24 protein-coding genes are annotated in these 25,554 nt (G+C 68.1%); 8 read left to right on the plus strand and 16 right to left on the minus strand.

The genetic code is table 11. The features are described from left to right. Positions 1-62: 62 nt before the first annotated feature. The 4 genes from IMT31_RS01515 to IMT31_RS01530 all read left to right on the plus strand — a co-directional run bounded on the left by IMT31_RS01515 (position 63) and on the right by IMT31_RS01530 (position 4,382). Positions 63-641 (plus strand): heme-copper oxidase subunit III, encoded by a 579-nt coding sequence (locus IMT31_RS01515; RefSeq protein ID WP_345361240.1) that lies wholly within the window; start codon positions 63-65, stop codon positions 639-641. A 95-nt stretch (positions 642-736) separates the two neighbouring features. Further along, positions 737-1,540 (plus strand): cytochrome c, encoded by an 804-nt coding sequence (locus IMT31_RS01520; protein WP_345361237.1) that lies wholly within the window; start codon positions 737-739, stop codon positions 1,538-1,540. A gap of 68 nt (positions 1,541-1,608) precedes the next feature. Beyond that, the gene (locus IMT31_RS01525) at positions 1,609-2,688 is read left to right on the plus strand and encodes a ubiquinol-cytochrome c reductase iron-sulfur subunit (protein ID WP_345361234.1); all 1,080 of its coding nucleotides are present in this window, start codon (positions 1,609-1,611) and stop codon (positions 2,686-2,688) included. 5 nt (positions 2,689-2,693) lie between these two features. After that, a complete protein-coding gene (locus IMT31_RS01530; RefSeq protein WP_345361232.1) occupies positions 2,694-4,382 on the plus strand; it encodes a ubiquinol-cytochrome c reductase cytochrome b subunit in 1,689 nt (562 codons plus the stop codon). A gap of 999 nt (positions 4,383-5,381) precedes the next feature. Here the strand turns inward: IMT31_RS01530 and IMT31_RS01535 are convergent. The 5 genes from IMT31_RS01535 to IMT31_RS01555 form a co-directional block, all read right to left on the minus strand. Beyond that, a complete protein-coding gene (locus IMT31_RS01535) occupies positions 5,382-5,783 on the minus strand; it encodes a cytochrome c oxidase subunit 4 (RefSeq protein ID WP_345356153.1) in 402 nt (133 codons plus the stop codon). Continuing rightward, positions 5,780-7,489 (minus strand): cytochrome c oxidase subunit I, encoded by a 1,710-nt coding sequence (gene ctaD / locus IMT31_RS01540; RefSeq protein WP_413543527.1) that lies wholly within the window; start codon positions 7,487-7,489, stop codon positions 5,780-5,782. The genes IMT31_RS01535 and ctaD overlap by 4 nt, the downstream gene beginning before the upstream one ends. After that, complete coding sequence (gene coxB, locus IMT31_RS01545; RefSeq protein WP_345356227.1) at positions 7,486-8,364, minus strand: cytochrome c oxidase subunit II; 879 nt, start codon at positions 8,362-8,364, stop codon at positions 7,486-7,488. Before coxB ends, ctaD begins: the two co-directional genes overlap by 4 nt. Before the next feature lie 312 nt (positions 8,365-8,676). Then, a complete protein-coding gene (locus tag IMT31_RS01550) occupies positions 8,677-9,069 on the minus strand; it encodes an iron-sulfur cluster assembly accessory protein (RefSeq protein ID WP_345356159.1) in 393 nt (130 codons plus the stop codon). 113 nt (positions 9,070-9,182) lie between these two features. Then, positions 9,183-10,598 carry a M20/M25/M40 family metallo-hydrolase gene (locus IMT31_RS01555; protein ID WP_413543528.1) on the minus strand — a complete coding sequence of 472 codons (1,416 nt, stop codon included), beginning with the start codon at positions 10,596-10,598 and terminating at the stop codon, positions 9,183-9,185. A 74-nt stretch (positions 10,599-10,672) separates the two neighbouring features. On the opposite strand from IMT31_RS01555, the gene IMT31_RS01560 reads away from it, so the two are divergent. Next, on the plus strand, positions 10,673-11,278 hold the full coding sequence (locus IMT31_RS01560; protein WP_345356165.1) for a DUF3043 domain-containing protein: 606 nt from the start codon (positions 10,673-10,675) through the stop codon (positions 11,276-11,278). Positions 11,279-11,294: 16 nt separating this feature from the next. Here the strand turns inward: IMT31_RS01560 and IMT31_RS01565 are convergent, their stop codons facing one another. Then, positions 11,295-12,383 (minus strand): quinone-dependent dihydroorotate dehydrogenase, encoded by a 1,089-nt coding sequence (locus IMT31_RS01565; RefSeq protein ID WP_413543529.1) that lies wholly within the window; start codon positions 12,381-12,383, stop codon positions 11,295-11,297. Between the two features lie 67 nt (positions 12,384-12,450). Between IMT31_RS01565 and IMT31_RS01570 the strand changes: the two genes are divergently transcribed. Beyond that, positions 12,451-13,476 (plus strand): alpha/beta hydrolase, encoded by a 1,026-nt coding sequence (locus tag IMT31_RS01570; RefSeq protein ID WP_345356171.1) that lies wholly within the window; start codon positions 12,451-12,453, stop codon positions 13,474-13,476. Here the strand turns inward: IMT31_RS01570 and IMT31_RS01575 are convergent. The 10 genes from IMT31_RS01575 to hrcA form a co-directional block, all read right to left on the minus strand. Further along, entirely contained in the window at positions 13,443-14,261 is an 819-nt protein-coding gene (locus IMT31_RS01575; protein ID WP_345356173.1) for an isoprenyl transferase, read from the minus strand. The two genes, IMT31_RS01570 and IMT31_RS01575, sit on opposite strands and share 34 nt — an antisense overlap. Positions 14,262-14,311: 50 nt before the next feature. Then, the gene (gene recO / locus IMT31_RS01580) at positions 14,312-15,112 is read right to left on the minus strand and encodes a DNA repair protein RecO (protein WP_413543530.1); all 801 of its coding nucleotides are present in this window, start codon (positions 15,110-15,112) and stop codon (positions 14,312-14,314) included. Further along, positions 15,112-16,908 (minus strand): 2-isopropylmalate synthase, encoded by a 1,797-nt coding sequence (gene leuA, locus IMT31_RS01585; RefSeq protein WP_345356179.1) that lies wholly within the window; start codon positions 16,906-16,908, stop codon positions 15,112-15,114. The genes recO and leuA overlap by 1 nt, the downstream gene beginning before the upstream one ends. A 251-nt stretch (positions 16,909-17,159) precedes the next feature. Then, positions 17,160-18,125, minus strand: coding sequence for a GTPase Era (gene era / locus IMT31_RS01590; RefSeq protein ID WP_345356181.1), 966 nt, complete (start codon positions 18,123-18,125; stop codon positions 17,160-17,162). Continuing rightward, entirely contained in the window at positions 18,122-19,468 is a 1,347-nt protein-coding gene (locus IMT31_RS01595) for a hemolysin family protein (RefSeq protein WP_345356184.1), read from the minus strand. The genes era and IMT31_RS01595 overlap by 4 nt, the downstream gene beginning before the upstream one ends. Next, positions 19,468-19,941 (minus strand): rRNA maturation RNase YbeY, encoded by a 474-nt coding sequence (ybeY, locus tag IMT31_RS01600; protein WP_413543531.1) that lies wholly within the window; start codon positions 19,939-19,941, stop codon positions 19,468-19,470. Before ybeY ends, IMT31_RS01595 begins: the two co-directional genes overlap by 1 nt. Beyond that, positions 19,931-20,893 (minus strand): PhoH family protein, encoded by a 963-nt coding sequence (locus tag IMT31_RS01605; protein WP_345356190.1) that lies wholly within the window; start codon positions 20,891-20,893, stop codon positions 19,931-19,933. Before IMT31_RS01605 ends, ybeY begins: the two co-directional genes overlap by 11 nt. Positions 20,894-20,978: 85 nt before the next feature. Beyond that, the gene (locus tag IMT31_RS01610; protein ID WP_345356193.1) at positions 20,979-21,773 is read right to left on the minus strand and encodes a 16S rRNA (uracil(1498)-N(3))-methyltransferase; all 795 of its coding nucleotides are present in this window, start codon (positions 21,771-21,773) and stop codon (positions 20,979-20,981) included. An 8-nt stretch (positions 21,774-21,781) separates the two neighbouring features. Beyond that, a complete protein-coding gene (gene dnaJ, locus IMT31_RS01615) occupies positions 21,782-22,930 on the minus strand; it encodes a molecular chaperone DnaJ (protein ID WP_413543532.1) in 1,149 nt (382 codons plus the stop codon). A gap of 57 nt (positions 22,931-22,987) precedes the next feature. Continuing rightward, complete coding sequence (gene hrcA, locus IMT31_RS01620; RefSeq protein WP_345356199.1) at positions 22,988-24,001, minus strand: heat-inducible transcriptional repressor HrcA; 1,014 nt, start codon at positions 23,999-24,001, stop codon at positions 22,988-22,990. Positions 24,002-24,162: 161 nt separating this feature from the next. Between hrcA and IMT31_RS01625 the strand changes: the two genes are divergently transcribed. Together IMT31_RS01625 and IMT31_RS01630 are read left to right on the plus strand one after the other, a co-directional pair. Continuing rightward, complete coding sequence (locus IMT31_RS01625) at positions 24,163-25,035, plus strand: DUF3097 family protein (protein ID WP_345356202.1); 873 nt, start codon at positions 24,163-24,165, stop codon at positions 25,033-25,035. A 61-nt stretch (positions 25,036-25,096) separates the two neighbouring features. Continuing rightward, positions 25,097-25,528, plus strand: coding sequence for a DUF4870 domain-containing protein (locus IMT31_RS01630; protein WP_345356205.1), 432 nt, complete (start codon positions 25,097-25,099; stop codon positions 25,526-25,528). The last annotated feature ends 26 nt before the right edge of the window (positions 25,529-25,554 follow it).

Genomic DNA, 25,554 nt, shown 5'->3' on the forward strand with positions numbered 1-25,554 from the left:
GGGTGACGACTGCAACCCATGCCCTCCCCAGGCCCGCGACAGGGCTCCCCAGCCGACCCAATATGGTGCAAGTGGGCACCATGGTCTGGCTCTCCAGCGAGCTGATGTTCTTTGGCGGACTCTTCGCCATGTACTTCACCCTGAAGTCCACCTCGCCCGAGCTCTGGGCCGAAAGCACCGCGACGCTCAACGTGCCGCTCGCCTTCGTGAACACCCTCATCCTCGTGGCGAGTTCCTTCACGGCCCAGGCCGGCGTCTTCGCCGCCGAGCGCCTTCAGCCGCGACGCACCGGAGGGATCCTCTCCCTGAAGCGATGGGGCATGGTCGAGTGGTTCGTCCTGACCTTCATCATGGGCGCGATCTTCGTCTCCGTGCAGTGCTACGAGTACGCGGTGCTGGTCTCGCACGGCATCACCATCGATGCCCACGCCTACGGATCGGCCTTCTACATCACCACGGGCTTCCACGCGATCCACGTGTTCGGTGGTCTGATCGCGTTCCTCTTCATCATCGGCCGCGCCCACCTCGCCAAGCGATTCGGCCACCACGAGGCCACCTCTGCCATCGTGGTGTCCTACTACTGGCACTTCGTCGATGTCGTCTGGATCGCCCTCTTCGCCATCGTCTACTTCCTGAAATAGTCCGCACCTCCCCCGGCTCACCCGCACCACATCGAGGAAGACCGGACTCGGAACGTCACCCTCCTCCGGTCAACAAGAAACGTTAGGAACCCACCGTGAAGGCACTCTCACAGAAACGGCGCCACCCCATCGCCGGGCTCGCGCTGCTGCTTCTGGGACTTCTCATCACCGGCGGCCTCTATTCCGTCGCCAGCACCATGAACCAGGCCCAGGCCGCCACCACCGGTTCCACGTACAGCGCCGAGGACATCACCGAGGGCGAGAAGCTCTTCAATGCCAACTGCGCCACCTGCCACGGCATGGACGCCGTCGGCACCGAGGACGGCCCCACCCTGATCGGTGTGGGAGCCGCCTCCGTTGACTTCCAGGTCGGCACCGGCCGTATGCCGATGCAGATGCAGGGACCCCAGGCCCAGCCCAAGCCGAACCAGTTCAGCGACGAGCAGACCATGCAGCTGGCCGCCTACGTCTCCTCCCTCGGTGCCGGCCCGGCCCTTCCCGAGGACGAGTACCTGGACACCGATCACGAGGACGTCGACCTCGGCAACGGCGGCACCCTCTTCCGCGTGAACTGCGCCATGTGCCACAACGCCGCAGCTGCCGGTGGCGCCCTGACCCGCGGCAAGTCCGCCCCGACCCTCGCAGGTGTGACGGAGAAGCACATCTACGAGGCCATGGCCACCGGTCCGCAGAACATGCCCGTCTTCAGTGACGCGAACCTCAAGCCCGAGGACAAGCGGGACATCATCGCCTTCCTCAAGCAGATCGAGAGCCAGGGCTCCCCCGGCGGCGCCTCCCTCGGCTCACTCGGCCCGGTGTCCGAGGGCCTGCTGGTGTGGACCGGCGGACTCGCGGTCCTCGTCGGGTTCATGGTCTGGCTGACCTCCAGGTCCTCTTGACCTGACGGCGCCGTGGGGGCGCCGAACACACACAACGTCACCATCACTCAAGTAAAGGATTCAGATCTATGTCTGAGCAAAGCCACGGAGGCCCGGAGCACTCGGGAGCCGTCGAGCACGCCGGTGGGGAGGAGTCGAGCCAGTTCGCCGTCGACAACCCCGGCATCCCGCCGCACCGGCCGCGGCTGGCCGACGAGGATCCCCGGGCAGCCAAGCGCGCCGAGCGCCAGGTCGCCTTCCTCTTCGGACTCTCGATCGTCGGCACCCTGTTGTTCTTCGTGGGCTACTTCGTGGTGGGCCAGATCGGCCCCGGCACCCCGTTCTCCACCATCCGACTCCAGAACCTGCTCCTGGGCCTCGGCACCGCCTTCGCCATGTTCGGCATCGGCATGGGCGTCGTCCATTGGGCCAAGACCCTGATGCCGGACCACGAGGTGACGGAGGATCGCCATGAGGTCCGCACCGAGGCAGACCGTCAGTTGGCCGTCGGCATGGTCGAGGACATCATCGACGAGACCCAGATCAAGCGCCGTCCCCTGCTGCGGAACACGCTGATCGGCGCCGGTGCCCTCGCCGTGCTGCCCGCGATCGCCATCTTCCGCGATTTGGACGACACGGACAACCGCAGTGACCTGGCCAGCGAGAATTTCGGGCCCGAGCGACTGCGCCACACCATGTGGGCCCCGGACGTCCGATTGGTGCGTGACCCCACCGGCACTCCCATCAAGGCCTCCGACGTCACCATGGGCTCCGCCTTCCACGTGATCCCCGAGGGACTCAACGAGTTGCCTCCGCACGACATGCTCAACCAGAAGGCCAAGGCCGTGGTGCTGTTGATGCGGCTCAACCCGGACTCCATGCAGGTCTCCCCCGAGCGGGAGGACTGGAACGTGGACGGCATCGTGGCCTACTCCAAGGTCTGCACCCACGTCGGCTGCCCGGTGGCGCTGTATGAGCAGCACACCCACCACCTGCTGTGCCCCTGCCACCAGTCGACCTTCGACCTCACGCAGGAGTGCAAAGTCATCTTCGGCCCGGCCGGTCACGCCCTGCCTCAGCTGCCGATCAGAGTTAATGAAGACGGCTTCCTCGTCGCCCGGAGCGACTTCCACGAGCCCGTCGGACCGGCCTACTGGGAGCGTGGCTGACACCAATGAGCACCTCAACCAAAACCGAGTACCAGGCGTCCACCCCCACGGGCAAGATCGCCAACTTCATGGACACCCGCGTCGGTGTCTCCCCCATGGTCAAGGAATTCGGCAGGAAGATCTTCCCGGACCACTGGTCCTTCATGTTCGGCGAAGTCGCCCTCTACACCTTCGTCATCCTCCTGATGTCGGGCACCTTCCTCACCTTCTTCTTCGACCCGTCCATGGCTCACACCACGTATGAGGGCTCCTACAAGCCCCTCTATGGCGTGGAGATGTCCGTGGCCTACGCCTCCGCCCTCGACATCTCGTTCGACATCCGTGGCGGTCTGTTCATGCGTCAGGTCCACCACTGGGCGGCACTGCTCTTCGTGGCGGCCATGTCCGTGCACATGTTGCGTGTGTTCTTCACGGGGGCGTTCCGGCGTCCGCGTGAGCTCAACTGGGTCGTCGGCTGCACCCTGCTCATCCTGGGCCTCGCCGCCGGCTTCACCGGCTACTCCCTGCCGGACGAGATGCTCTCCGGCAACGGCCTGCGCATCATCGACGGCGTGGTCAAGGCGATCCCGCTCATCGGCACCTATATCTCGTTCTTCCTCTTCGGTGGCGAGTTCCCAGGCGATGACATCGTCGGGCGGCTGTACATCCTGCACGTGCTCGTGGTCCCGGCACTGATCCTGCTGATGATCGTGATGCACCTGTTCATGGTGGTCGTGCACAAGCACACCCAGTACCCCGGCCCGGGGCGCACCGAGAACAACGTGGTCGGCTACCCGGTCGGACCGGTCTACGCGGCCAAGGCCGGTGGCTTCTTCTTCATCGTGTTCGGCGTCGTGGCCCTGCTGGCCTCCATGTTCACCATCAACGCGATCTGGAACTACGGTCCCTACGATCCCTCCCCCGTGCAGGCCGGTACACAGCCGGACTGGTACATCGGGTTCGTGGACGGCGCGCTGCGCCTGATGCCCGGCATGTTGGGCGAGTTCTCCTTCAAGTGGGACATCCCCCTTCCGTGGGGTACCAACACCCTGGCGCTCGGCGTGCTGCTGCCGGCCCTCGTCCCCGCCGGTATCCTCTTCAGCCTGATGTTCGGCTGGCCATGGATCGAGCGGTGGATCACGAAGGACAATCGGGAGCACCACATCCTGGACCGCCCGCGCAATGCCCCGACCCGCACCGGCGTCGGCGTGGCAGGCGTCGTCTGGTACTGCGTCATGTGGGCCGCGGCCTCCTCCGACCTCATTGCCACGCACTTCCACGTGTCACTGAACGACGTCACCTACTGGTTGCGGTTCCTGTTCATCTTCGGTCCGATCATCGGCTTCATCATCGCGAAGCGAGTGTGCCTGGCCCTGCAGCGCAAGGACCGCGAGATCGTACTCCACGGCCGTGAGGCCGGCGTGATCGAGATGACCCCCGAGGGCGAGTTCCGTGAACGCCACGAGCGTTTGGACGACTACAAGCTGTACAAGCTGGTCAGCTTCGAGTCCAGGAAGCCGCTCCCTGCCCAGCCGGGCAGCGACGGCAAGGTCTCGGGTAGCGAGAAACGGCGCGCCAAGCTGCACCGGTGGTTCTACGAGGACCGCGTGGAGCCGGTGACCCGTGCAGAGCTCGCGGAGGCCAAGTCCCACGACCACGGGCACGTCCCAGACGCCGTGGAAGGCCAGGACGGCCAGTCCTCGATCGGTCACTGACGTAAGCCGGATTTCCGGAGAAAGGAAGGGCCCCGCCGATGGCGGGGCCCTTCTGCTGTCCGGTGTCCTCCAAGCGGACTCTGGACTCTTGCTCCATCACCGGCTCGAGGGCTCCATCACCTGCTCGTGCTTCGGCCCACGGATCCACGAGAGAACCACTGAGCCCAGGATGGCGGACCATCCCGCCATCCACCGGTCCACGGACCCCCTCGGCCTCCGGGGCCACCGCCCCTTGCACCGCAATGGAACTGACGCCAGAGCAGGCGCCGGTGATCACCACACGAGCTCCCGGGCCGAGTCCAGAGGCCTCCACAGCCACGAGCGCGGTGAGGATGGATGCGCAGTCCTGCCGAATCCGCAAAGCCGCACACCTCATCGTCCACGGTCGATCCCTGCGCCCCCGGACTGAGGGTCCCAACCACACCGGAGACTACGAGGCCCCGATACAGGGCCAGGCGCCGCCTCGCCGCTCAGATGGTCGTCAGAGGATCTGTGCGGCTGTGACGGCGTGCCGAAGGAGGAGATCCTCGACGGGATCGCCGAGGCGGTATGCGCCGAGATGCGTCGCCCCTCTCCCAGCTCTCCATGCCGAGGCAGAAGGCGATGGTGAGCGCGTGTAGGGGGCAGGACGGGGAGACCTCGGCCCCTGAGGCGCTCTTGGGGAGTACCTGGGCTGTTCCCTTCAATGGGGCACGGCTGGAGTCACGGCGGTCCCCCGGGCTACAGACCCCTGTCGCCATGAAGCCGCTCTTGCCGCCAAGAGGCCACTCCTGCCGCCGCGAGGCCACTCCAGCAGTGCTGCGCTCCTCGGTGGTTCTCCGTGGACGCGGCGGCCCAGCACGCGCTACCGGGCCATGTCCTCAGAGATGACTTCGCCTTCGGACGCGAGCAGATCCTCAAGGTACTCGAACGAATGATCTGAGGCTGACGCGGAAACGGCAGAGGCCGGGAACCCCGTCAGGGATTCCCGGCCTCTGCCGTCCGACGAGCCCAGGGGGCTCAGTGGGCGTGGTCGCCCTTGGAGTACTCGAAGACCCAGCCCACGAGGAAGTACACGCCGAGGCCGACCCCGACGAAGAAGATCCACCAGCCCAGGGCCAGGCCCAAGACCAATGCGGCAGAGGCGATGCCCAGACCCAGGGGCCACCAGCTCCACGGCGCGAAGGACCCGTAGGTACCGGAGTACTGGGCGATCTCACCGTCTTCGTCATCATCCGGACCCACACCGAACTTCCGGTCGGTGAGCCAGAGGAAGGCCGCGATCATCAGTCCGAGGCCGCCCACTGCATAGATCGCGGGGATTCCGGCCCACTCGGACCAGTTGACCCAGAAGCCGTAGACCGTCGCCACCACCAGGAAGAAGACGCCGAGGATGCCGAACAGCTTGACGTTGGTTCTCACTTGGCAGCCGCCTTTTCTCCGAAGATCTCGGGCTCATGCTGCGGGGAGGTCGGCAGCAGCTCGGGGTGGTGCAGGTCCAGTGCCGGACGCTCGGAGCGGATCCGGGGCAGGGAGTGGAAGTTGTGGCGCGGAGGCGGGCAGGACGTGGCCCACTCCAGGGAGCCACCGAAGCCCCACGGATCGTCCACCGTGATCTTCCTGCCCTTTCGCGCCGTGATGTACACGTTCCAGAAGAACGGGATCAGCGAGGCACCCAGCACGAACGAGAAGATCGTGGAGAACTGGTTCATCAGGGTGAAGCCATCCTCCACCATGTAGTCCGCGTAACGGCGCGGCATGCCCATGACGCCCAGCCAGTGCTGGATCAGGAAGGTTCCGTGGAAGCCGATGAACAGCATCCAGAACTGGATCTTCCCCAGGCGCTCGTTGAGCATCTTGCCGGTGAACTTGGGCCACCAGAAGAAGAAGCCGGCGAACATCGCGAACACCACGGTGCCGAAGACCACGTAGTGGAAGTGCGCCACCACGAAGTAGGTGTCGGAGACGTGGAAGTCCAGCGGCGGTGCGGCCAAGATGACACCGGTCAGTCCGCCGAACAGGAAGGTGACCATGAAGCCCAGGGTCCACAGCATCGGGTTCTCGAAGGTGATGGACCCTCGCCACATGGTGCCGATCCAGTTGACGAACTTCACGCCCGTCGGCACCGCGATCAGCATGGTCATGAGGGAGAAGAACGGCAGCAGCACCGAGCCGGTGACGTACATGTGGTGGGCCCACACGGTCACGGACAGCGCGGCGATCGCCGTGGTGGCGAACACCAGGGTCTTGTACCCGAAGATCGGCTTGCGGCTGAAGACCGGGATGATCTCGGACACGATGCCGAAGAACGGCAGCGCGATGATGTAGACCTCGGGGTGCCCGAAGAACCAGAACAGGTGCTGCCACAGGATGGCACCGCCGTTCTCCGGGTCGAACACGTGGCCACCGAAGCGCCGGTCCATGCCGAGTGCCGCCAGCGCGGAGGCCAGCGGGGGGAAGGCCATGAGGACCAGGATGCCGGTGATCAGCGTGTTCCACGTGAAGATCGGCATGCGCCACATGGTCATGCCCGGGGCGCGCATCGTCAGGATGGTGGTGATGAAGTTGACGCCACCCATGATGGTGCCGAAGCCCTGGAGGAACAGACCGAACACCCACAGGTCCCCACCGACACCCGGCGAGTAGGTGGTGTTGGACAGCGGCGCGTAGGCGAACCAGCCGAACGATGCCGCACCCTGCGGGGTCAGGAACCCTGCCACCACGATGATGGAGCCGAACAGGAAGAACCAGAAGGCCAGCAGGTTCAGCCGCGGGAAGGACACGTCCGGCGCGCCGATCTGCAACGGCATGATGACGTTGGCGAACCCGATGAACAGCGGGGTGGCGAACATCAGCAGCATGATGGTGCCGTGCATGGTGAACAGCTGGTTGTACTGCTCCTTGGTCTGCAGCAGCTGCATCCCGGGCTCGAACAGCTCTGCGCGGATCAGCAGCGCCATGACGCCGCCCACACAGAAGAAGATGAACGAGGTGATCAGGTACATGTACCCGATGGTCTTGTGGTCCGTACTGGTCAGCCAGTTGACGATGATCTTGCCCTTGGAGACGGGCACCACGCGCGGCTGGGCCGACGCTGCGTCATCCGTGGCGTATTCGTAGGTGGTCATTCGTTGTCTCCCTGGTCCTCGCCGGCTGCCTTCTCGGCGGAACCGCCGGACGCCCCCGTGTCCGTGCCATCGCCCTGGAGCTGGTTCTCCTGGTCGCGCTGGCCGTCCGGGTTCTGGTTCGGGTTGCGGTTGTACTCGTCACCCACGTGACCGTCCTCCATCTCGGACATCTGAGTACGGAACTCCTGTTCGGAGACCACCTCGACGTTGAAGAGCATCTCGGAGTGGTACTCACCGCACAGCTCGGCGCACTTGCCCTGGAAGGTGCCTTCCTCGGTGGGGGTGAGGTACATGTAGTTGGTCTTGCCCGGGACCATGTCCAGCTTGCGCAGGAAGGCCGGGACCCAGAAGGAGTGGATGACGTCTCGGGACTTGAGCTCGAACTCAACGGGCACGTCCACCGGGAGGTACATGGTGGGCAGGGTCTCCTCGACCCCTTCGCTGCCGTCCAGCTGGGCCTGCACGCCCTGGTAGTGCTTCTCCTCGCCCTCATAGCTGTAGTTGAAGTCCCAGGCCCACTGCTTGCCGTAGACCTCGACCGTCAGCGGCGAGTCCTCCACCGGGGTGTCCACCTCGCGCTGAACCCGGTCGGTGAAGCCCCACAGGGTCAGCACCATGATCACGGGAACAATGGTGAACAGGGTCTCCATCGGCACGTTGTAGGCCATCTGGCGCGGATAGCCCTTGTCGCTCTTCCGGCGCCGGTAGGCCACCATGCACCAGAGCATCATGGCCCAGGCCGCCAGACCCACGATCAGGGCCGCGATCCACGAGTTGACCCACAAGTCAGTCAACTGCGCGCTCTGGTTGGTGGTCTCCCGTGTGCCGGGCAGGAATCCTCGTTGAACCTGCTCCGAACAACCGGACAGGACCATGGCTGCCACAACGGCAAGCGCTCCCCCCTTTAGGAGACGCCTGCCACGGCTGCCGGCTTGATTCTGCGATCTCACAGACGGCCCTTCCTCTTCAATCTCGAGTGCGAATGCCTCCCGCGGCCGAGACCCGCCCAGGCAGACAGCTGATCTACGTCTGAACTGGAGCGAAGCGGCCACAGGGGGACCCCTAGGTTTACTACCTACTGTAGAGCTTACCGCCCTGATCGTCTGCCCCATGACACGCGAAAACGTCGGGTGTCCGCACCGAATTACGGCACAGTCACCCGACGTTTTCGGACAGGAGAGGTGAACTCAGTGGAAGGAATCACCACAGGCGCAGGAGCCGCCCGCATTCGGGTTGTCGATGGTGAAGCCCTGCTTGGAGATGGTGTCCTCGAAGTCGATGCTGGCACCTGTCAGGTAGGGCACGCTCATCTTGTCCACGATGACCTCCACGCCATCGAAGTCGCGCAGGGTGTCCCCGTCCAGGACACGCTCGTCGAAGTAGAGCTGGTAGATCAGGCCGGAACAGCCACCCGGCTGCACGGCCACGCGCAGGCGCAGATCGGTGCGGCCCTCCTGCTCGAGAAGGGTGCGGACCTTGGTGGCCGCCACCTCGCTCAGTTCGACCTCGTGCGCCTCCAAGCCGTCGGCCGGCTGGGCGGTCGGGATCTGGGTCTCGGTGGAATCTGCGGAAACGGTCATAGTCGCTCCTTCATCTGCGTGCGTTCTCCTCGGTCCCAACAGCGGGGGCGGGTGGTTCATTCCCGCCCGATGGTCCGCGGCGGTCCGGAACGGAGGTATCCCTCGATACTAGGTCAGAGCCCTGCGGCGGCCAACAGCAGGGCCTCGGCCAGGACGGCATGCCTGAAGTCGCCCAGGTGCAGGGACTCGTTGGCCGAGTGCGCCCGCGAGTCGGGGTCCTCCACCCCCGTGATCAGCAGAGTGGCCTCCGGGAACACCTCCACCAGGTCCGCGGTGAAGGGGATCGAGCCGCCGATCCCGGACTCCACCGGCTCCGCACCGAAGGAGGTGCGGAGGGAGGCGAGCATCATCTGCGCCGGTGCGGCGGAGGTGTCTGTGGCGAAGGGCAGCCCGGTCTCCCCCGGTTCGAAGATGACCTCCGCCCCGAACAACGCGGTGTCCCGCACTGACTCCAGGTGGGCCCGGACCGCTTCCATGGCGACGTCCGGGTCCGTGCCGGGCCCGAGCCGAAGGCTGAACTTGGCCCGGGCTTCCGGCTGGAGGGTGTTGGCCGCCACGTCCATCCTCGTCACGTCCGTGCCGATGATGCTCAGTGCCGGCCGGTTCCACAGCCGGTCCGCCAGAGGCCCCGTGCCCGCCAGGCGCACGGAGTCCAGCACGGCTGCGTCAGCGCGGTAGTCGGCCTCCGGGTACTCGATGTTCGCGTGGTGCGTCTGCTCCAGCCCGGAGATCGCCACGTTGCCCTCTTCGTCATGCAGTGTCGCGATGAGCCGCGCCAGCAGCGTGGGCGCGTCCAGCACGGGTCCCCCATACATGCCGGAGTGGACGGCATGCTCCAACACGCGCACCCCGATGACCCCGTCCACCAGGCCCCGCAGCGAGGTGGTCAGGGCCGGGACACCCACCTTCCAATTGCCCGAGTCGGCCACCACGATCACGTCGGCTGCCAGCTTCTCACGGTGCCGCTCGAGGAACGTCCGGAAGGTGGGCGAGCCGGCCTCCTCCTCCCCCTCGATGAAGAAGGTGACGCCCACGCCCGAGTCCGCCCCGGCGTCGAGCATGGCCTGGAAGGCGGCCAGGTGGACCATGATCCCGGCCTTGTCGTCCGCCGCGCCGCGGCCATACAGGCGCCCGTCCCGTTCCACGGCCGTGAAGGGATCGGTCTCCCACAGGGATTCCTCACCCACCGGCTGCACGTCGTGGTGCGCGTAGAGCAGGATGGTCGGCTTCCCGGGCTGGGCCGCACGGCGCCCGACGACGGCCGGTCCCCCGGGCGTCCCGTCCGCCCTGGCCTCGGTCAGCACCTCCACGTCCTCCACGCCCAGGGCTCGGACGAGCGCCGCGACGGTGTCCGCCGACCGCTCGAGCGGCTCCCTGGCAAAGGAGTCCCAGGCGATCCCGGGGATGGACACGAGGTCCTTGAGGGTGTCCACGGTCCTCTCGAGGCCGCGGTCCACGGCCGTCGTGATGCGGGCCACGGCCTCAGCGTCCAGGGGCAGTCGGGCAGGGGTCTGGGACGATTCAGTCATACCCGTCAGCCTAGCGAGCCATCGCTGGTGTGGCCCCGGCCACCGGGCCTTCGGGGACCACCTAGAATGATGGGGTGTTTGGACGCAAGAAGACCTCCGTGAACCCTGCCAGCGACGCCGCCGAGACGGGCCCCCTGATCGAGACCCCTGAGGAGACGGCCGCTCGCCATCAGGGGAAGAAGGGGCCCACGCCGACGCGCGCGGAGCGGGAGGCCGCACGCCGCCGCCCCCTGGTCCCAGAGGACCGGAAGGCGGCTCGGAAGGCCGCACGGGACGCAGAGATGGTGGAGCGTCAGAAGATGCGCATGGCCATGGAGACCGGCGACGAGCGCAACATGCCGCTCCGTGACCGCGGTCCGCAGAAGCGCTACGCCCGTGACTGGGTCGACGCCCGCACCGGCGTGGGCGAGTGGCTCATGGTGATTGTGTTGGTCTACGTCTTCATGGCGTTCCTGCCCCAGTCCCAGATCGCGATCTGGCTGACCTTCTCCCTGTGGGCGATCGTGCTGCTGGTGGTGCTGGAGGGCATCCTGATCTCCTTCCAGCTGAAGAAGCGCCTCACTGAGAAGTTCGGCGAGGTCGAGCGCGGCGTGCGCTGGTACGGCGTCATGCGGGCCATGCAGCTGCGCCGGCTCCGACTACCCAAGCCCCAGGTCAAGCGCGGGAAGTTCCCCGCCTAAACGGTGGTCCCCGGGTTCACGTCGAGGTCGAATTCAGCTCGCGGTTGATACGGGCCGCCCAGAAGGGCCCCTCGTAGAGGAACGCGGTGTACCCCTGCACCAGGTCGGCCCCGAGGTCGAGCCGCTCACGGACGTCCTCCCCCGTGGTGACCCCGCCGACGGAGATCAGACCCACCGTGTCCGGCAGGGCACCCCGCAACCGGCCCAGCACCTCAAGCGACCGCTCCTTCAGTGGCGCCCCGGACACGCCGCCGGCCCCCATCGCCGCCACCTCGTCGGCCGGCGTACTCAGCCCGTCCCGAGAGATCGTCGTGTTCGTGGCGATCACCCCGTCCAAGCCCATCTCCACCGCCATGGCCGCGACCTCGTCGATGTCCTCGTCCGCCAGATCGGGGGCGATCTTGACGGCCAGCGGCACGTGGCGGCCGGTGGTCCGGTCCGCCTCCCGCCGCACGGCGGCCAGCAGCGGGGCGAGGGACTCGATGTCCTGCAGCTGACGCAGTCCGGGCGTATTCGGTGAGGACACGTTGACCACGAGGTAGTCGGCATGCACGGCCAGGGCGGCCGTGGAGGCCAGGTAGTCGCCGGTGGCATCTTCGAGCGGCACTGACTTGGTCTTGCCGATGTTGACCCCGAGGACGGGACGGCGCTGGCCGAACCGCCTCGTCAGGGCGTGACGGGTGGCCTTCAGACGCGGGGCGACGGCCGCGGCGCCGTCATTGTTGAAGCCCATCCGATTGATCAACGCCCGGTCCTCCATCAGGCGGTACAGGCGCGGGGCCGGATTGCCGGGCTGGGACTGGCCCGTGATGGTCCCGACCTCGATGTGGCCGAAGCCGAGGTCAGCCAGGGCCGCGGTGCCCAATCCCTGCTTGTCGAATCCAGCGGCCAACCCGAAGGGCGAGGGGAAGTCCAGGCCCATGACCCGGGTGGCCAGCCCCGCCGCCGGCCGCGTGGCCAGGCGCAGCGCCATCGACGCGCGGCCTGCCTCGGCTGCCCTGATCAGGGAGAAGCCGATGTGGTGGGCCCGTTCGGCGTCCATGCCCCGAAAGACGGCGTTGAAGAACGCGGGGTACACACGGGGCAGCGGGGGCAGAGCAGTCATGATCCTTATGGAACCATGTTTCCACCGGTGGTCGGCTCCACGTTGCGCCCCGTACCATGTCCGTCATATGGACACCCCCTTCGCCCCCACCGCCGATCCGGGGCCCGGCGAGCTCCTGTCCGACTCGCCACCCGGGGTATGGGTCCCGGACATCCTGCCGGGCTTCGAGCGCCAGACCATTCCGCTGGAGGTGGACGAGGAGGGGCCCAATGCCGCCACCCTGGTCCGGTTGGCCGACCGTGAGCCGCTGGGCACTCCGGTGCTGTACGTCCACGGTTGGTCCGACTACTTCTACAACGCGCCGCTGGCGCGGCTGTTCGCCGAGCGTGGCTACGCGTTCCACGCCCTGGACCTGCGCAAGTACGGGCGTTCCCTCCGCCCGGGGCAGACGCCCGGTTGGGCCGCGAGCCTCGAGGTCTATGACGACGAGATCGGGCGGGCACTGCGCATCATCGCGCGGGACCACCCGCAGCGGCCGGTGCTCATGGGACACTCCACAGGCGGGCTCACCCTGGCCCTGTGGGCAGCGCGGCACCCCGGCCGCGCGCGGGCACTCGTGCTGAACAGCCCGTGGCTGGAGATGCAGGGCTCTGCCCTCGTCCGGCGCATGGCCTCGGCCGTGCTGGACCCGATGGTGCGGCTGCACCCGAAGAACTTCCTCAGGCTGCCGCGCGTGGACCACTACTGGCGGACGATCTCCTCCGCGGCCGACGGCGAATGGGACCTGCACCCGCTCTGGCGGCCCCAGTACTCGTTCGAGGTCCCCGGTGGCTGGCTCAAGGCCGTGATGGCCGGGCACGCCACCGTTGCCGCCGGACTGGGCCTCACTGAGCCGGTCTACGTGATGCTCTCGGACCGCACCGTCTTCCACCCGTCCTGGCGCCAGGACATGACCGCAGCGGACATCGTGTTGGACGTGGAGCCCCTGGCACAGCGGGCCACCCGCCTGGGCCGGCAGGTCACCGTGGTCCGCCACGCCGGGGCGCTGCATGACGTGATGGCCTCTCCGCCGGCCATCCGGAGGGCTGCGGCCCACGAGGTGTTCCGGTGGATGGGCGCCTACGCGGTGGAGTCCGAGCCGGATCCCGCCTGATCCACCGCGCCACCGTACCGGCGGTCGCGGCGGGCATAGACCTCCACGGCGTCCCACAGGGTGGTGCGGTCCACGTCCGGCCACAGCGTGTCCAGGAAGACGAGTTCGGCGTAGGCCGACTGCCACAGCAGGAAGTTGGAGAGGCGCTGCTCCCCCGAGGTGCGCACGAAGAGGTCGACGTCCGGCACGTCCGGCTCGTCCAGGTGCCGGGCGATGGTGTCCTCCCGGATGCCGGAGGGCTTCAGCCGACCCGCGGCGACCTCGCGGGCGATGTCCTGCACCGCGTCCGTGATCTCGGCGCGCGAGCCGTAGTTGACGCACATGGTCAGGTGACAGCGGGTATTGGCCCGGGTCTGCTCCTCAGCGATCTCAAGCTCCTTGATCACGGAGTTCCACAGCCGAGGGCGCCGGCCGTTCCAGCGGATCCGGACGCCCCATGAGTCCAGGGTGTCCCGCTGGCGGCGCAGGACGTCCCGGGAGAAGCCCATGAGGAAGCGGACCTCCTCCGGGGAACGCTTCCAGTTCTCGGTGGAGAACGCGTAGACGGAGACGTGCTCGATGCCCAGCTGCACGGCGCCGGCCATCACGTCCAGCAGGGCCGCCTCCCCGGCCCGGTGCCCCTCTGTGCGCGGCAGTCCACGCGCGTTGGCCCAGCGGCCGTTGCCATCCATGACGATGGCCACGTGGCGGGGGATGAACCGCTGATCGATCCGCGGCGGGCGGGCACCTGAGGGATGTTCGAAGGGCTCGGCACGGACGGCGCCTGGAGCGGGGCGGGAAGGCATGGTGCGGGTCCTCGGGATCAGGGCGGGATCAGGGCGGGATCAGGGGTGGTTCAGGAGCGCTGGCCGTTGGGCGGGCCGGACTGGTCCATCACGGCCAGCGACTTCAGGTGGCGTTCCAGGTGGAACTGGAGGTACCCCGCCACGATACCGGCCGCCTCCCGGCGAGATGCATCGTCCGAGGCGTCCGCTGCGTCCCACTGGCCCGATTGGAGTGCTGCGAGCAGGGCGATGGTGTCCGGTGACGGCGTGGATGACCCGGGCGGACGGCAGTCAGAACAGACGCTGCCGCCGAGGGTCACGTTGACCGAGCGGTGTGGACCGGTCACCCCACACCGGGCACAGTCGGTGAAGCTCGCGGCCCAGCCGGCCGTGGCCAGGGAACGCAGCAGGTAGGAGTCCAGGAGCAGCCGGGGCGCATGCGCGCCCCGGGCGAGGGCTGCGAGGGCTCCGTGCAACAACCGGAACTGGCTCGGCGCCTCCAGCCCTCCACCGTGCTCCCCCACCTCCGTCGCGGTGAGCCGCTCGGCGGTCTCCACCATGGCGGAGGCGGCCGCATAGGCGTCATAGTCCTGCGCGATCCGCTGCCCGTACGGGGTCACGGACTGCGCCTGCGTGATGATGTCCAGGTTCCGGCCGTGGACCAACTGCAGGCGGGAGAGCATGAAGGGCTCCAGGGTGGCGCCGAACTTGGAGGACGTCCGGCGAACCCCCTTGGCCACGGCCCGGACCTGGCCGTGGCCGAGGGTCAGCAGCACGATGATGCGATCGGCCTCACCGAGCGTGTAGGTGCGCAGCACCAGGGCGTCGGTGCGGTAGCTGTTCGCCGCGTAGCCGGCACCACCCCGGGCCATCAGACCTGCGCGGCCGAGCCCCGGGCCGGGGACTCCAGGGCCCGGACCAGCTCCTCGTCATCCCGCAGGGCCCGGTTCACGGCGGACACCACGGCCTTCAGCGAGGCCATGGTGGTGTTGTAGTCCAGGCCGGCGCCCCAGAGGACCCGGCCCCCCACGGCACACTCCACGTAGGCGGCGGCCATGGCCGAGCCGCCCTCGGACAGGGCGTGCTCGGCATAGTCCAGCACCCGGATGTCCAGGCCCTCATCCCCGAAGATCTTGACGAGGGCGGCGATGGGACCGTTGGCGGTGACGGTACGGACGCGCTTCTCACCGGCCACCTCCGCCTCGGCGGTCATGGTGAAGTTGCCGTCCTCGGCAGTGTGCGAGCTGACATCGCCCAGGCGGTACCGGCCCCAGCGCGTGGTGTCCTCCGCCGTGTCCTCGGCCGGCAGGTACTCGTCCTGGAAGACGCCCCACAGCTGGTCCCCGGTCACCTCACCGCCCTGGGAGTCGGCCATCGCCTGGATGACATGGGAGAACTCGATCTGGGCGCGCCGCGGCAGATCCAGGTTGTGCTCGGTCTTGAGCAGGTAGGCCACCCCGCCCTTGCCGGACTGGGAGTTGACGCGGATGACGGCCTCGTAGGAACGGCCGATGTCCTGGGGGTCGATCGGCAGGTAGGGCACGGCCCACGGGATGCCGTCCCGGTCCGTTCCGGCGGCCGCCGCGTCCACGTCCATGGCCTCGAGGCCCTTCTTGATGGCGTCCTGGTGGGACCCGGAGAAGGCTGTGAAGACGAGGTCTCCGCCGTAGGGAACCCGCTCGGCGACCTGCAGCTGGTTGCAGTACTCCACGGTGCGGCGGATCCCGTCCATGTCCGAGAAGTCGATCATCGGGTCGATGCCCTGGCTGTACAGGTTCATGCCCAGGGTCACGAGATCCACGTTGCCGGTCCGCTCGCCGTTGCCGAACAGGCAGCCCTCGATCCGGTCCGCGCCGGCCATGTAGCCCAGCTCGGCCGCCGCCACACCGGTGCCGCGGTCATTGTGGGGGTGCAGGGAGAGGATGATCCCCTCCCGGTTCTCCAGGTTGCGGTGCATCCACTCGATCGAGTCGGCGTAGACGTTGGGCGTGGCCATCTCCACGGTGGCCGGCAGGTTGAGGATCATCTGCCGCTCGGGCGAGGCCTCGAGGATCTCGCCCACCGCGTTGGAGATGCGGGCCGCGAACTCCAGCTCGGTGCCAGTGTAGGACTCCGGCGAGTACTGGTACACGATCTCGGTTCCCGTGAGCTGTTCCTCGTACTTCCGGCAGAGCCGGGCCCCGGAGGTGGCGATGTCCACGATTCCGTCCATGTCCTCCCGGAACACGACCCGGCGCTGGAGCACAGAGGTGGAGTTGTACAGGTGCACGATGGCCCGGTGGCACCCCTCGAGTGCCTCATAGGTCCTCTCGATCAGGTGCTCACGGGACTGGGTCAGCACCTGGATGGTGACGTCCTCGGGGATGCGGTCCTGTTCGATGAGCTCGCGGACGAAGTCGAAGTCGGTCTGGGAGGCGGAGGGGAAGCCGACCTCGATCTCCTTGTACCCCATGTTCACGAGCAGCTCGAACATCCGCATCTTGCGCTCCGGGCCCATCGGGTCGATGAGCGCCTGATTGCCGTCCCGCAGGTCCACCGCACACCAGCGGGGTGCCTGCGTGATGATCTGGTCCGGCCAGGTGCGGTCGGGGAGGCTGACCTCGATCTGGTCCTGGAACGGGAGGTACTTGTGGAACTTCATCCCGGAGGTCTTCTGGAAATTGCGCATGGGGCTGGACGCTGCCTTTCGTGAAACCCGGCTCGTGCACCGGGGTGGTCTGGCTACGGGGGCCGTCAGGTCTCCTCCGCAACGGGGTTCCGGCCCGGCCGGGGTGCGAAGACCCCGGTGCGTCAGCGCATGGCGGTTGCCACGACCGACGGCTCAGCCCCGTTGCGGCGGCGTAGTAGCAGCCCCGCAAGGGTGTCCGGGGTGGCCCCGGCGAGATCCAGTCGGTCGAACATGGAGCCAGCCTAACACCGTCAGAACCCCAGCCGCCCGAGCTGCTTGGGGTCCCGTTGCCACTCCTTGGCCACCTTCACCCGGAGGTCCAGGTAGACGGGCGTGCCCAACAGCTTCTCGATGGAGGTCCGGGCCGCCGAGCCGATGGCCTTGAGCCGGGAACCACCCCTGCCGATGATGATGGCCTTCTGGCTGTCCCGCTCCACGAAGACGTTGGCGTAGATGTCCAGCAACGGCTTGGACTCCGGGCGCCCCTCGCGGGGGTTCATCTCCTCCACCACCACGGCCACGGAGTGCGGCAACTCGTCCCGCACGCCCTCCAGCGCGGCCTCGCGGACCAGCTCGGCGACCATCGTCACCTCGGGCTCGTCCGTCAGCTCGCCGTCCGGGTACAGCGGCGGGGAGGCCGGCAACTGATCGGCCAGTACGCCCGCCACGTCCTCCACCTGGTGGCCCTTCACAGCGGACACCGGCACGACGGCGGCGAATCCCGTCCCCTGGTTCTCCGGCCCGAGCACCTCGTCGCCGAGGGCGGTGACGGCGAGCAGCTGTTCGGCGACGGCATCCGGCTTCACCTTGTCCGTCTTGGTCACCAGGGCCACCACGGGCTTGCGGTTCAGTAGGGCGAGTTGGCCGGCGATGAATCGATCGCCCGGGCCGATCTTCTCATCAGCAGGGATGCAGAACCCGACGGCGTCCACCTCTCCGAGGGTCTCGTTCACGAGGTCGTTGAGCCGCTGCCCCAACAAGGTCCGGGGACGGTGCAGCCCCGGGGTGTCCACGAGGACCAGCTGGAAGGCGTCACGGTGCACGATGCCACGGATGGTGTGCCGGGTGGTCTGCGGCTTCGATGAGGTGATGGCGACCTTCTCCCCCACGAGGGCGTTGGTCAGGGTGGACTTGCCCGCGTTGGGGCGCCCGACCAACGAGACGAAGCCGGCACGGAACCCCTCGGGGGCAGCGGTGGAGTCAAGCAGGTTCGTCATGGTGTGGTCTCCTGGGATTCGATCGGTGGAGCGGTCGTCAGATCGGTTCCCGGCCGCCGTCGGGCCTGGCCGCCGTCCCGCGGGGACTCCCGCACCACCAGCCGGGCCACGCGGTTGCGCCGGCCCTGGAGGGACTCTGCGGTCAATTCGATGCCCTGGACGGACACATGTGAGCCCTGGATCGGCACCCGGCCGAGCGTCTTGGCCAACAGCCCGCCGACGGTGTCCACGTCGTCCTCGTCGTCCAGGTCCAGGCCGAAGGTCTCCGCGAAGTCGTCGATGCCCATCCGCGCATCCACGTTGAACGCGCCGTCCCCGAGCAGTTCCACCTCGGGCCGGTCCTGGCGGTCGTACTCGTCCGAGATCTCGCCGACGATCTCCTCGATCAGGTCCTCGAGGGTCACCAGTCCCGCGGTGCCGCCGTACTCGTCCACCACGATGGCGATGTGCGTGGACTCGCGCTGGAGCTCCTGGAGCAGCACGGAGACCGGCTTGGACTCGGGCACGAACCGCACGTCACGGGCCACGTGATCCACCGGGCTGGCCGGATCCGCGGCGCCGTCACCCAGTCCCCGGTGCAGGGCGAAGGCCACATCCTTGAGGTACACCATGCCGAACACCTCGTCGGCGCTGTCCCCGATGAGGGGGATGCGGGAGCATCCGGAGCGCAGGAAGAGGTTCATCGCGTCCTCCAGGCTGGTGCCGACCTCCACCGTGACCACGTCCGTGCGCGGCACCATGACGGCACGCACCAGGGTGTCGCCCATGTCGAAGACGGACTGGATCAGCTCCGCCTCCGCATCCTCCAGGACATCGGCGTCATGGGCCCGGGCCACGAACTCGCGGAAGTGCCGCTCCTCGATCTCGGCGGCCTCCTCCTCCTCGTCCTCGGACCGGGGGCCGGGGGCCGCCACGCGCGCTGGCAGGGGACCCAGGACGAGGGTGAGGAACCGGACGAGTCCCGCGGTGCGCTGGGCGGCGGCCACGTCATGACGAGCCCCGACGCTGCGCGGGGACAGCACGGTCAACAGCAGGGAGATCGCCACCATCAGCACGGTCGAGACACCGGCGCTGATCCAGATGTTGTCGATCAGCGAGTCCAGGAACAGGGTGCCCGCCACGGCGGCTGTGGTCTCGGCGAAGAGGCGCCAGAACCGCAAGGCATGCAGGTGCTCGGGAAGACGGGCCATCACCGTGAGGATGGGACTGCGCGGCCGGCGCATCGCGATGCCCTCGGCCTCCTTGCGGGAGAGGTAGCCGAGGGAGGTCTCGGCCAGGCCGAGGGTCCAGGCCAGGAAGAGCAGGACGGCCAGCAGGCCCGCCAGGGTGAGTGAGGTCAGCATCAGTCTTCGGTGGGGTTCGGGGCGTCGCGGCCGAGGAACTCGCTGAGGAGCCGGTGCTGCAGGGAGAACATCTCCGCCCTCTCCTCGTCCTCCTCATGGTCGAAGCCGAGGAGGTGCAGCAGCCCGTGGGTCAGGAGGAGCAGGATCTCGTCCTGGGTGGAGTGGCCGCCCCGGGCGGCCTGGACGGCGGCCACCTGGGGGCAGATCACGATGTCACCCAACAACCCCTCCGGGCTGGGGGAATCCTCCGTGCCCGGCCGCAGCTCGTCCATGGGGAAGCTCATGACGTCCGTGGCATCCGGCAGGTCCATCCACTCCTGGTGGAGCTCGGCCATGGCGGCCTCGTCCACGCAGACCACGGACAGCTCGGCACCGGGATGCACGTGCAGGGAGGCCAGGACGGACCGGGTCAGCGCCAGCAGCGCATCCTCGTCCACCGGCGACCCGGACTCGTTGACCACCTCAACGGTCATGGGATTCCTCCTCATAGGCGTCCACGATGCGGCTCACGAGGCGATGGCGGACCACGTCCACCGAGCGCAGGCGGATGACGGCGATGTCATCGAGTCCTTCGAGCACGTCCACGGCCTGGGCCAGGCCCGAGGTGGCGCCGCGCGGCAGGTCCACCTGGCTCGTGTCCCCGGTGACCACCATGTGAGAGCCGAAGCCCAACCGGGTCAGGAACATCTTCATCTGCTCACCCGTGGTGTTCTGGGCCTCGTCCAGGATGATGAACGCGTCATTGAGCGTTCGTCCGCGCATGTAGGCCAGCGGTGCCACCTCGATGGTGCCGTCCGCCATCAGCCGGGGGATGGACTCGGGTTCGACCATGTCATGCAGGGCGTCATACAGCGGCCGCAGGTACGGATCGATCTTCTCGCTGAGCGATCCCGGCAGGTAGCCCAACCGCTCCCCCGCCTCCACGGCCGGACGGGTCAGGATGATCCGGTTGACCTCCTTGGCCTGCAGGGCCTGGACGGCCTTCGCCATGGCCAGGTAGGTCTTGCCGGTGCCGGCCGGCCCGAGCCCGAACGTGATGGTGTGCGCGTCGATGCCCTCCACGTAGTGCTGCTGGTTGAGGGTCTTCGGCCGGATCTTGCGGCCGCGGCTGGAGAGGATCGAGGCGGAGAGCAGCCCGGAGGGCCCTGCCCCGGACCCGCCGCGGACCAGGCTCGTGACCTGCTCGATCACCTCAGGGGTGACGCTGGTGCCCCGGCGGACGAGGCCGTGCAGGTCCTCGATGACCTGCCGGGCCTGGTGGACGTCCTGCTCGGGCCCCTCCACCTCCAGGTCCTCACCGCGCACAGAGACCGTCAGCTCGGGGTACAGGCCATCGAGGATCCGCAGCAGCAGGTCCTGCGGCCCGAGGGTCCGCACCATGGTCTCCGCCGAGGCGAAATTGATGGTGATCTGGTCGCGTTCCATGGGAAGGCTCAAGGGAGGTGCTTCAGCTCCTGCGCTGGTGGGTGGGGTGGCGGTGTTCGAAGGGTGGGGTGTTCGTACGGTCAGTCTACGTGCGCGGCCCGAACCGACCCAGCAACTGCTGGAGGACGGCGACGGCGGCCGGCCCGGCCGTGGAGGAGCGCAGCACGTTCCGGCCCAACAGCACCAGGCGCCCGCCCGCTGCGGTCAGGGCCTCGACCTCGGCGGGGCTGATACCGCCCTCGGGTCCCACGACGAGCACGATCCGCTCGACCGGGCCCGCAGCGTCGGCCGCTCCTCGGGACTCGCCCAGAGCTTCGCCCAGAGCCTCACCCAGAGACAGGGTGGCGTCCTCGTGCAGAACGAGCACGAGGGAGCCGGGGCCACAGACGGAGGCGACCGCGCCGCCGTCGAGCATCTGATGGGTGCGCGGCACCCGGGTACGCCGAGCCTGCTTGGCCGCGGAGAGCAGGGCCGCATCCCACTTGGCCAGGGCCTTGGCGGCCTTCTCACCCCGCCAGCGGACGATGGAGCGCTCGGCCTGCCAGGGGTGGACCGCGTCGATGCCGAGTTCCGTGGCCGTCTGGACGGCTAGCAGGTCCCGATCCCCCTTCGCCAGGGCCTGAACCAGGACGAGCTCGGGGACGGGGGCCGGCTCATCCGTGACGGACTCGGCAGACACCTCGAGCCGGTCGGCGGCGGCGGAGACCACCGAACCGCTCACCCGACGGCCCGAGCCGTCCGCCACGTCCACTCGCTCCCCCGGCACCAGGCGCATGACCTGGGCGGCGTGACGGGCCTCGGCTCCGGAGAGCACGGCAGTGCGGCCGGGGGCGACCGGGGCCAGGGCGCCGGGCTCGGCGTAGAAGAGCGGATTGCTCACGGTTCAGCTCACAGGTTCTTGAAGTTGTCCCGGAACTTGGAGAACAGTCCGCGGTGCTCCGTGGTGCCGTGGACCGTCTCCTCCCCGCGGAGGGTGGCCAGCTGCTCCAGCAGGGCACGCTGCTCATCGTCCAGCTTGGACGGGGTCTCGACCCGGAGCGTGACCTTGAGATCCCCACGGCCGGAGCCACGGAGTCGGCCCACGCCGAGCTCCTTGAGGGTCTGGACCTCGCCCGACTGGGTGCCGGCCTTGACCGGGACCTCCTGCTCACCGTCGAAGGTGTCCAGGGTGAGCGTGGTGCCCAGGGCGGCGGCCGCCATCGGCACGCTCATGGTGGCCAGCAGGTGGTCGCCGTCCCGGACGAAGACGTCATGCTGACGCACCTCGACCTCCACGTAGAGATCGGCGTTGGGCCCACCGCCGGGGCCGGCCTCGCCGCGGCCTGCGAGCTGGATCCGCGTGCCGGTGGCCACGCCGGCGGGGATCCTGATGGTCAGTGAGGTGCGCTCGCGAATGCGCCCCTGACCCGAACATTCGCGGCAGGGGTCCGGGATGACCGTGCCGAACCCCTGGCAGGCGGAGCAGGTCTCGGCGGCCATGACCGTGCCGAGGATGGAGCGGACCGGCCGGCGGATGGCGCCCTGGCCGTTGCAGATGGTGCAGGTCTCCGGGTGGGTCCCCGGCTGGCAGCAGGTGCCGTCACACGTGGGGCAGACCACGGCGGTGTCCACCTCGAGGGTCTTCTCCGTGCCGAAGACCGCGTCCTCCAGCTCGATCTTGGCCATGATGAGGGCGTCCTGGCCACGGCGGGCGCGGCCGGTGGGGCCACCACCCATGCCACCGCCCATGCCGCCGGAACCGCCGCCGCCGCCGAAGAACGTCTCGAAGATGTCCTGGAAGCCGCCGAAGTCACCGCCGCCGAATCCGCCACCCATGCCGCCGGTGCCGTTCTCGTGGCCCGTGGCGTCATAGTTGCGGCGCTTCTCCGAGTCCGAGAGGACCTCGTAGGCGCGCGTCACGTTCTTGAACTGGTCGGAGGCCTCCGGCGCGGGATTCACGTCAGGGTGGAGCTTGCGGGCCAACTTGCGGTAGGCACGCTTGATCTCCTCGGCGGAGGCGTCTCGGCTCACGCCGAGCACCTCGTAATGGTCAGCCACGGTGTGCGGTGTTCCTTCCGGTGGTGAATGGTGTCAAGAGGGTCTGTGGTCCTGCGGTCACTGGGACAGGATCCTGGAGAGGTACCGGGCCACGGCTCGTACGGCGGTCATGGTTCCCGGGTAGTCCATGCGGGTGGGTCCCACCACGCCGAGCTTGGCTCCGGCCCCTGGGCCGTAGCCCGCGGCGATCACGGAGGCCTCGGCCAGCGATCCCGAGTTCTCGGAACCGATCCGCACGCTGAGACCACGCACATCCTGCTCCATCTCGGTCAGGAGACGCAACAGGACGACCTGTTCCTCCAGTGCCTCGAGGATGGGACCGATCGAGAGGGGGAAGTCGCCGGTGGACCGGGCGAGGTTGGCGGTGCCCGCCATGATGATGCGGTCCTCCCGGCGCGCCGCGAACACCTGGTCCAGCTGGGCCGCGAAGCTCAGGGCCAGCACGCGGTCCTCTGCGGGCACCTCCGCCAGCGCCAATCGCAGTCCGTCCGCCGCCTGGGCCGGAGTGAGTCCGTCCAGGTAGCGCAGGAAGAGCTGCTTGAGCGCCGAGACAGAGGCCTCGGGGGCCTCGACCTCCACCTGGAAGGCCCGCTGGTCCACCTGCCCCGAGGACAGGATCACCACCACCAGGGCACGGTGGGGCGCCAGGGAGACGAACTCGAGGTGGCGGATGGTGGACGCGTCCACGTGCGGGTACTGCAGCACGGCGACCTGGTTGGTCAGCTGCGCCAGGGTTCTCACCGTCTGGACCATCATCTCGTTGAAGTCCCCGGTGACGTCCAGCAGGGTCTGCACCGCCCGCTTCTCGGCGGCGGAGAGGGGCTTGACCTCCGAGATCTGATCGACGAAGAGACGGTAGCCCTTGTCCGTGGGAATCCGGCCCGACGACGTGTGCGGGGCCACGATCAGCCCCTCCTCCTCGAGCGCCGCCATGTCATTGCGCACGGTCGCCGAGGACACCCCCAGCTCGTGACGGTCCACGAGGGCCTTGGAGCCGACCGGCTCGCGGGAGGACACATAGTCCTCCACGATGGCCTGCAGCACTTGCATGCGGCGTGGTGGTTCGACCATCGGTCCCTCCCGTTCAATCCTCGGCTCCCGCTTAGCACTCGGCACTTGCAAGTGCCAAGTCTAGTCCCTGTGTCCAATCGGGGTGTCCTCCCCCGAGCGAGCCGTTCGGCCGAAACCACCGGTGCCCTTGCTAGCCTCGGCTCTCGTGGAATGGAGAGACCGTGGAATGGAATAGCTGGGGCCCGGGCACCCTCGAGGGCAATTTCCGCCCTGCCGCCCGCACCGTCACCAAGGTCCCGGCCAGCACGGGCGCCGTCCTCGAGGACGCCGGTACCGGCTTCACCGGGGCCGTCCTGCGCGTCGAGAAGTCCGGCGGCGTCCACCTCGTCGTCCTGGAGGACCGCAAGGGGCGCACCAAGTCCTTCCCCCTCGGCTTCGGGTTCCTCGTGGACGGACAACCCGTCGAGGTGGTTCCCCCCTCAGCCACCGATTCGGATGCGGGCGCTGCGCCACCGCGGCGGACGGCCTCGGGCTCCCTCCGCGTGGAGAACGCCCGCGCCCGCACGGCCCGCGCCTCCCGCATCTGGGTCGAGGGACTGCATGACGCCGAGCTCGTGGAGAAGGTCTGGGGCGAGGACCTGCGGCTCGAGGGCATCGTGGTGGAACCCCTCCACGGCGTCGACGACCTGGCCGGCGCCATCACCGAGTTCTCTCCTGGCCCACAGCGGCGCCTCGGCATCCTGGTGGACCACCTCGTGACCGGATCCAAGGAGGAACGGATCGCGGCCGAGGCCATGAGGGTCCCCGGCGCCCGCGGGAACGTGCTGATCGTGGGCCACCCCTACGTGGACGTGTGGCAGGTCATCAAGCCCGCCGTCCTGGGCATCGGCGCCTGGCCCGTGGTGCCGAGGGGCCAGGATTGGAAGACCGGCATCCTCGCCGGACTCGGCTGGCCGCACCGCACCAAGGAGGACGTGGGCCTGGGCTGGAAGCGGCTGCTGGCCCAGGTGCGCACCTATGCCGATCTCGAGCCCGCCCTGCTGGGACGGGTAGAAGAGGTCATCGACTTCCTGACGGCCACCGATGTCCACTAGACGCCCAGCTCTCGGCGGTACACTGACGACCGAACGACTCCCGAACGGAAAGGCCCAGGACGTGTCCCAGCAGCAGCCCGGCGGTCCTCAACGCCAGCGTCCCCACGCCGCCCCCCGGCGCGAACAGCAGCTGCAGGGCTCCCCCGACCAGGCCGAGCCACTGACCCCGGCCGAGGACCGCCAGTGGGCCACCCTCTCGCACTTCGGCGGCTTCCTCGGGTGCATCCCCTCGCTGGTGATCTACCTGGTCTTCCGCCACCGGGGCCCGTTCACGGCCCAGGAGGCCAAGGAGGCGCTGAACTTCACCCTGCCGCCCACGGTCCTGGCCATCGTGGCGAACCTGCTCGCCCTCATCCCGATCATCGGCGGCATCTTCGGGATCGTCGCCATGCTGCTGTGGCTGTTCATGACGGTCTCCGGCGTGGCCGCCGGCATCCAGTGCAACAAGGGCCGGCCCTACCGCTACCCGCTGAACCTGCGCCTGATCCAGTAGTCGGATCCAATCATCGGATCCAGGAG

This window comes from Citricoccus nitrophenolicus, from assembly GCF_047305825.1.
GTDB classification, from domain to species: Bacteria; Actinomycetota; Actinomycetes; order Actinomycetales; family Micrococcaceae; genus Citricoccus; species Citricoccus nitrophenolicus.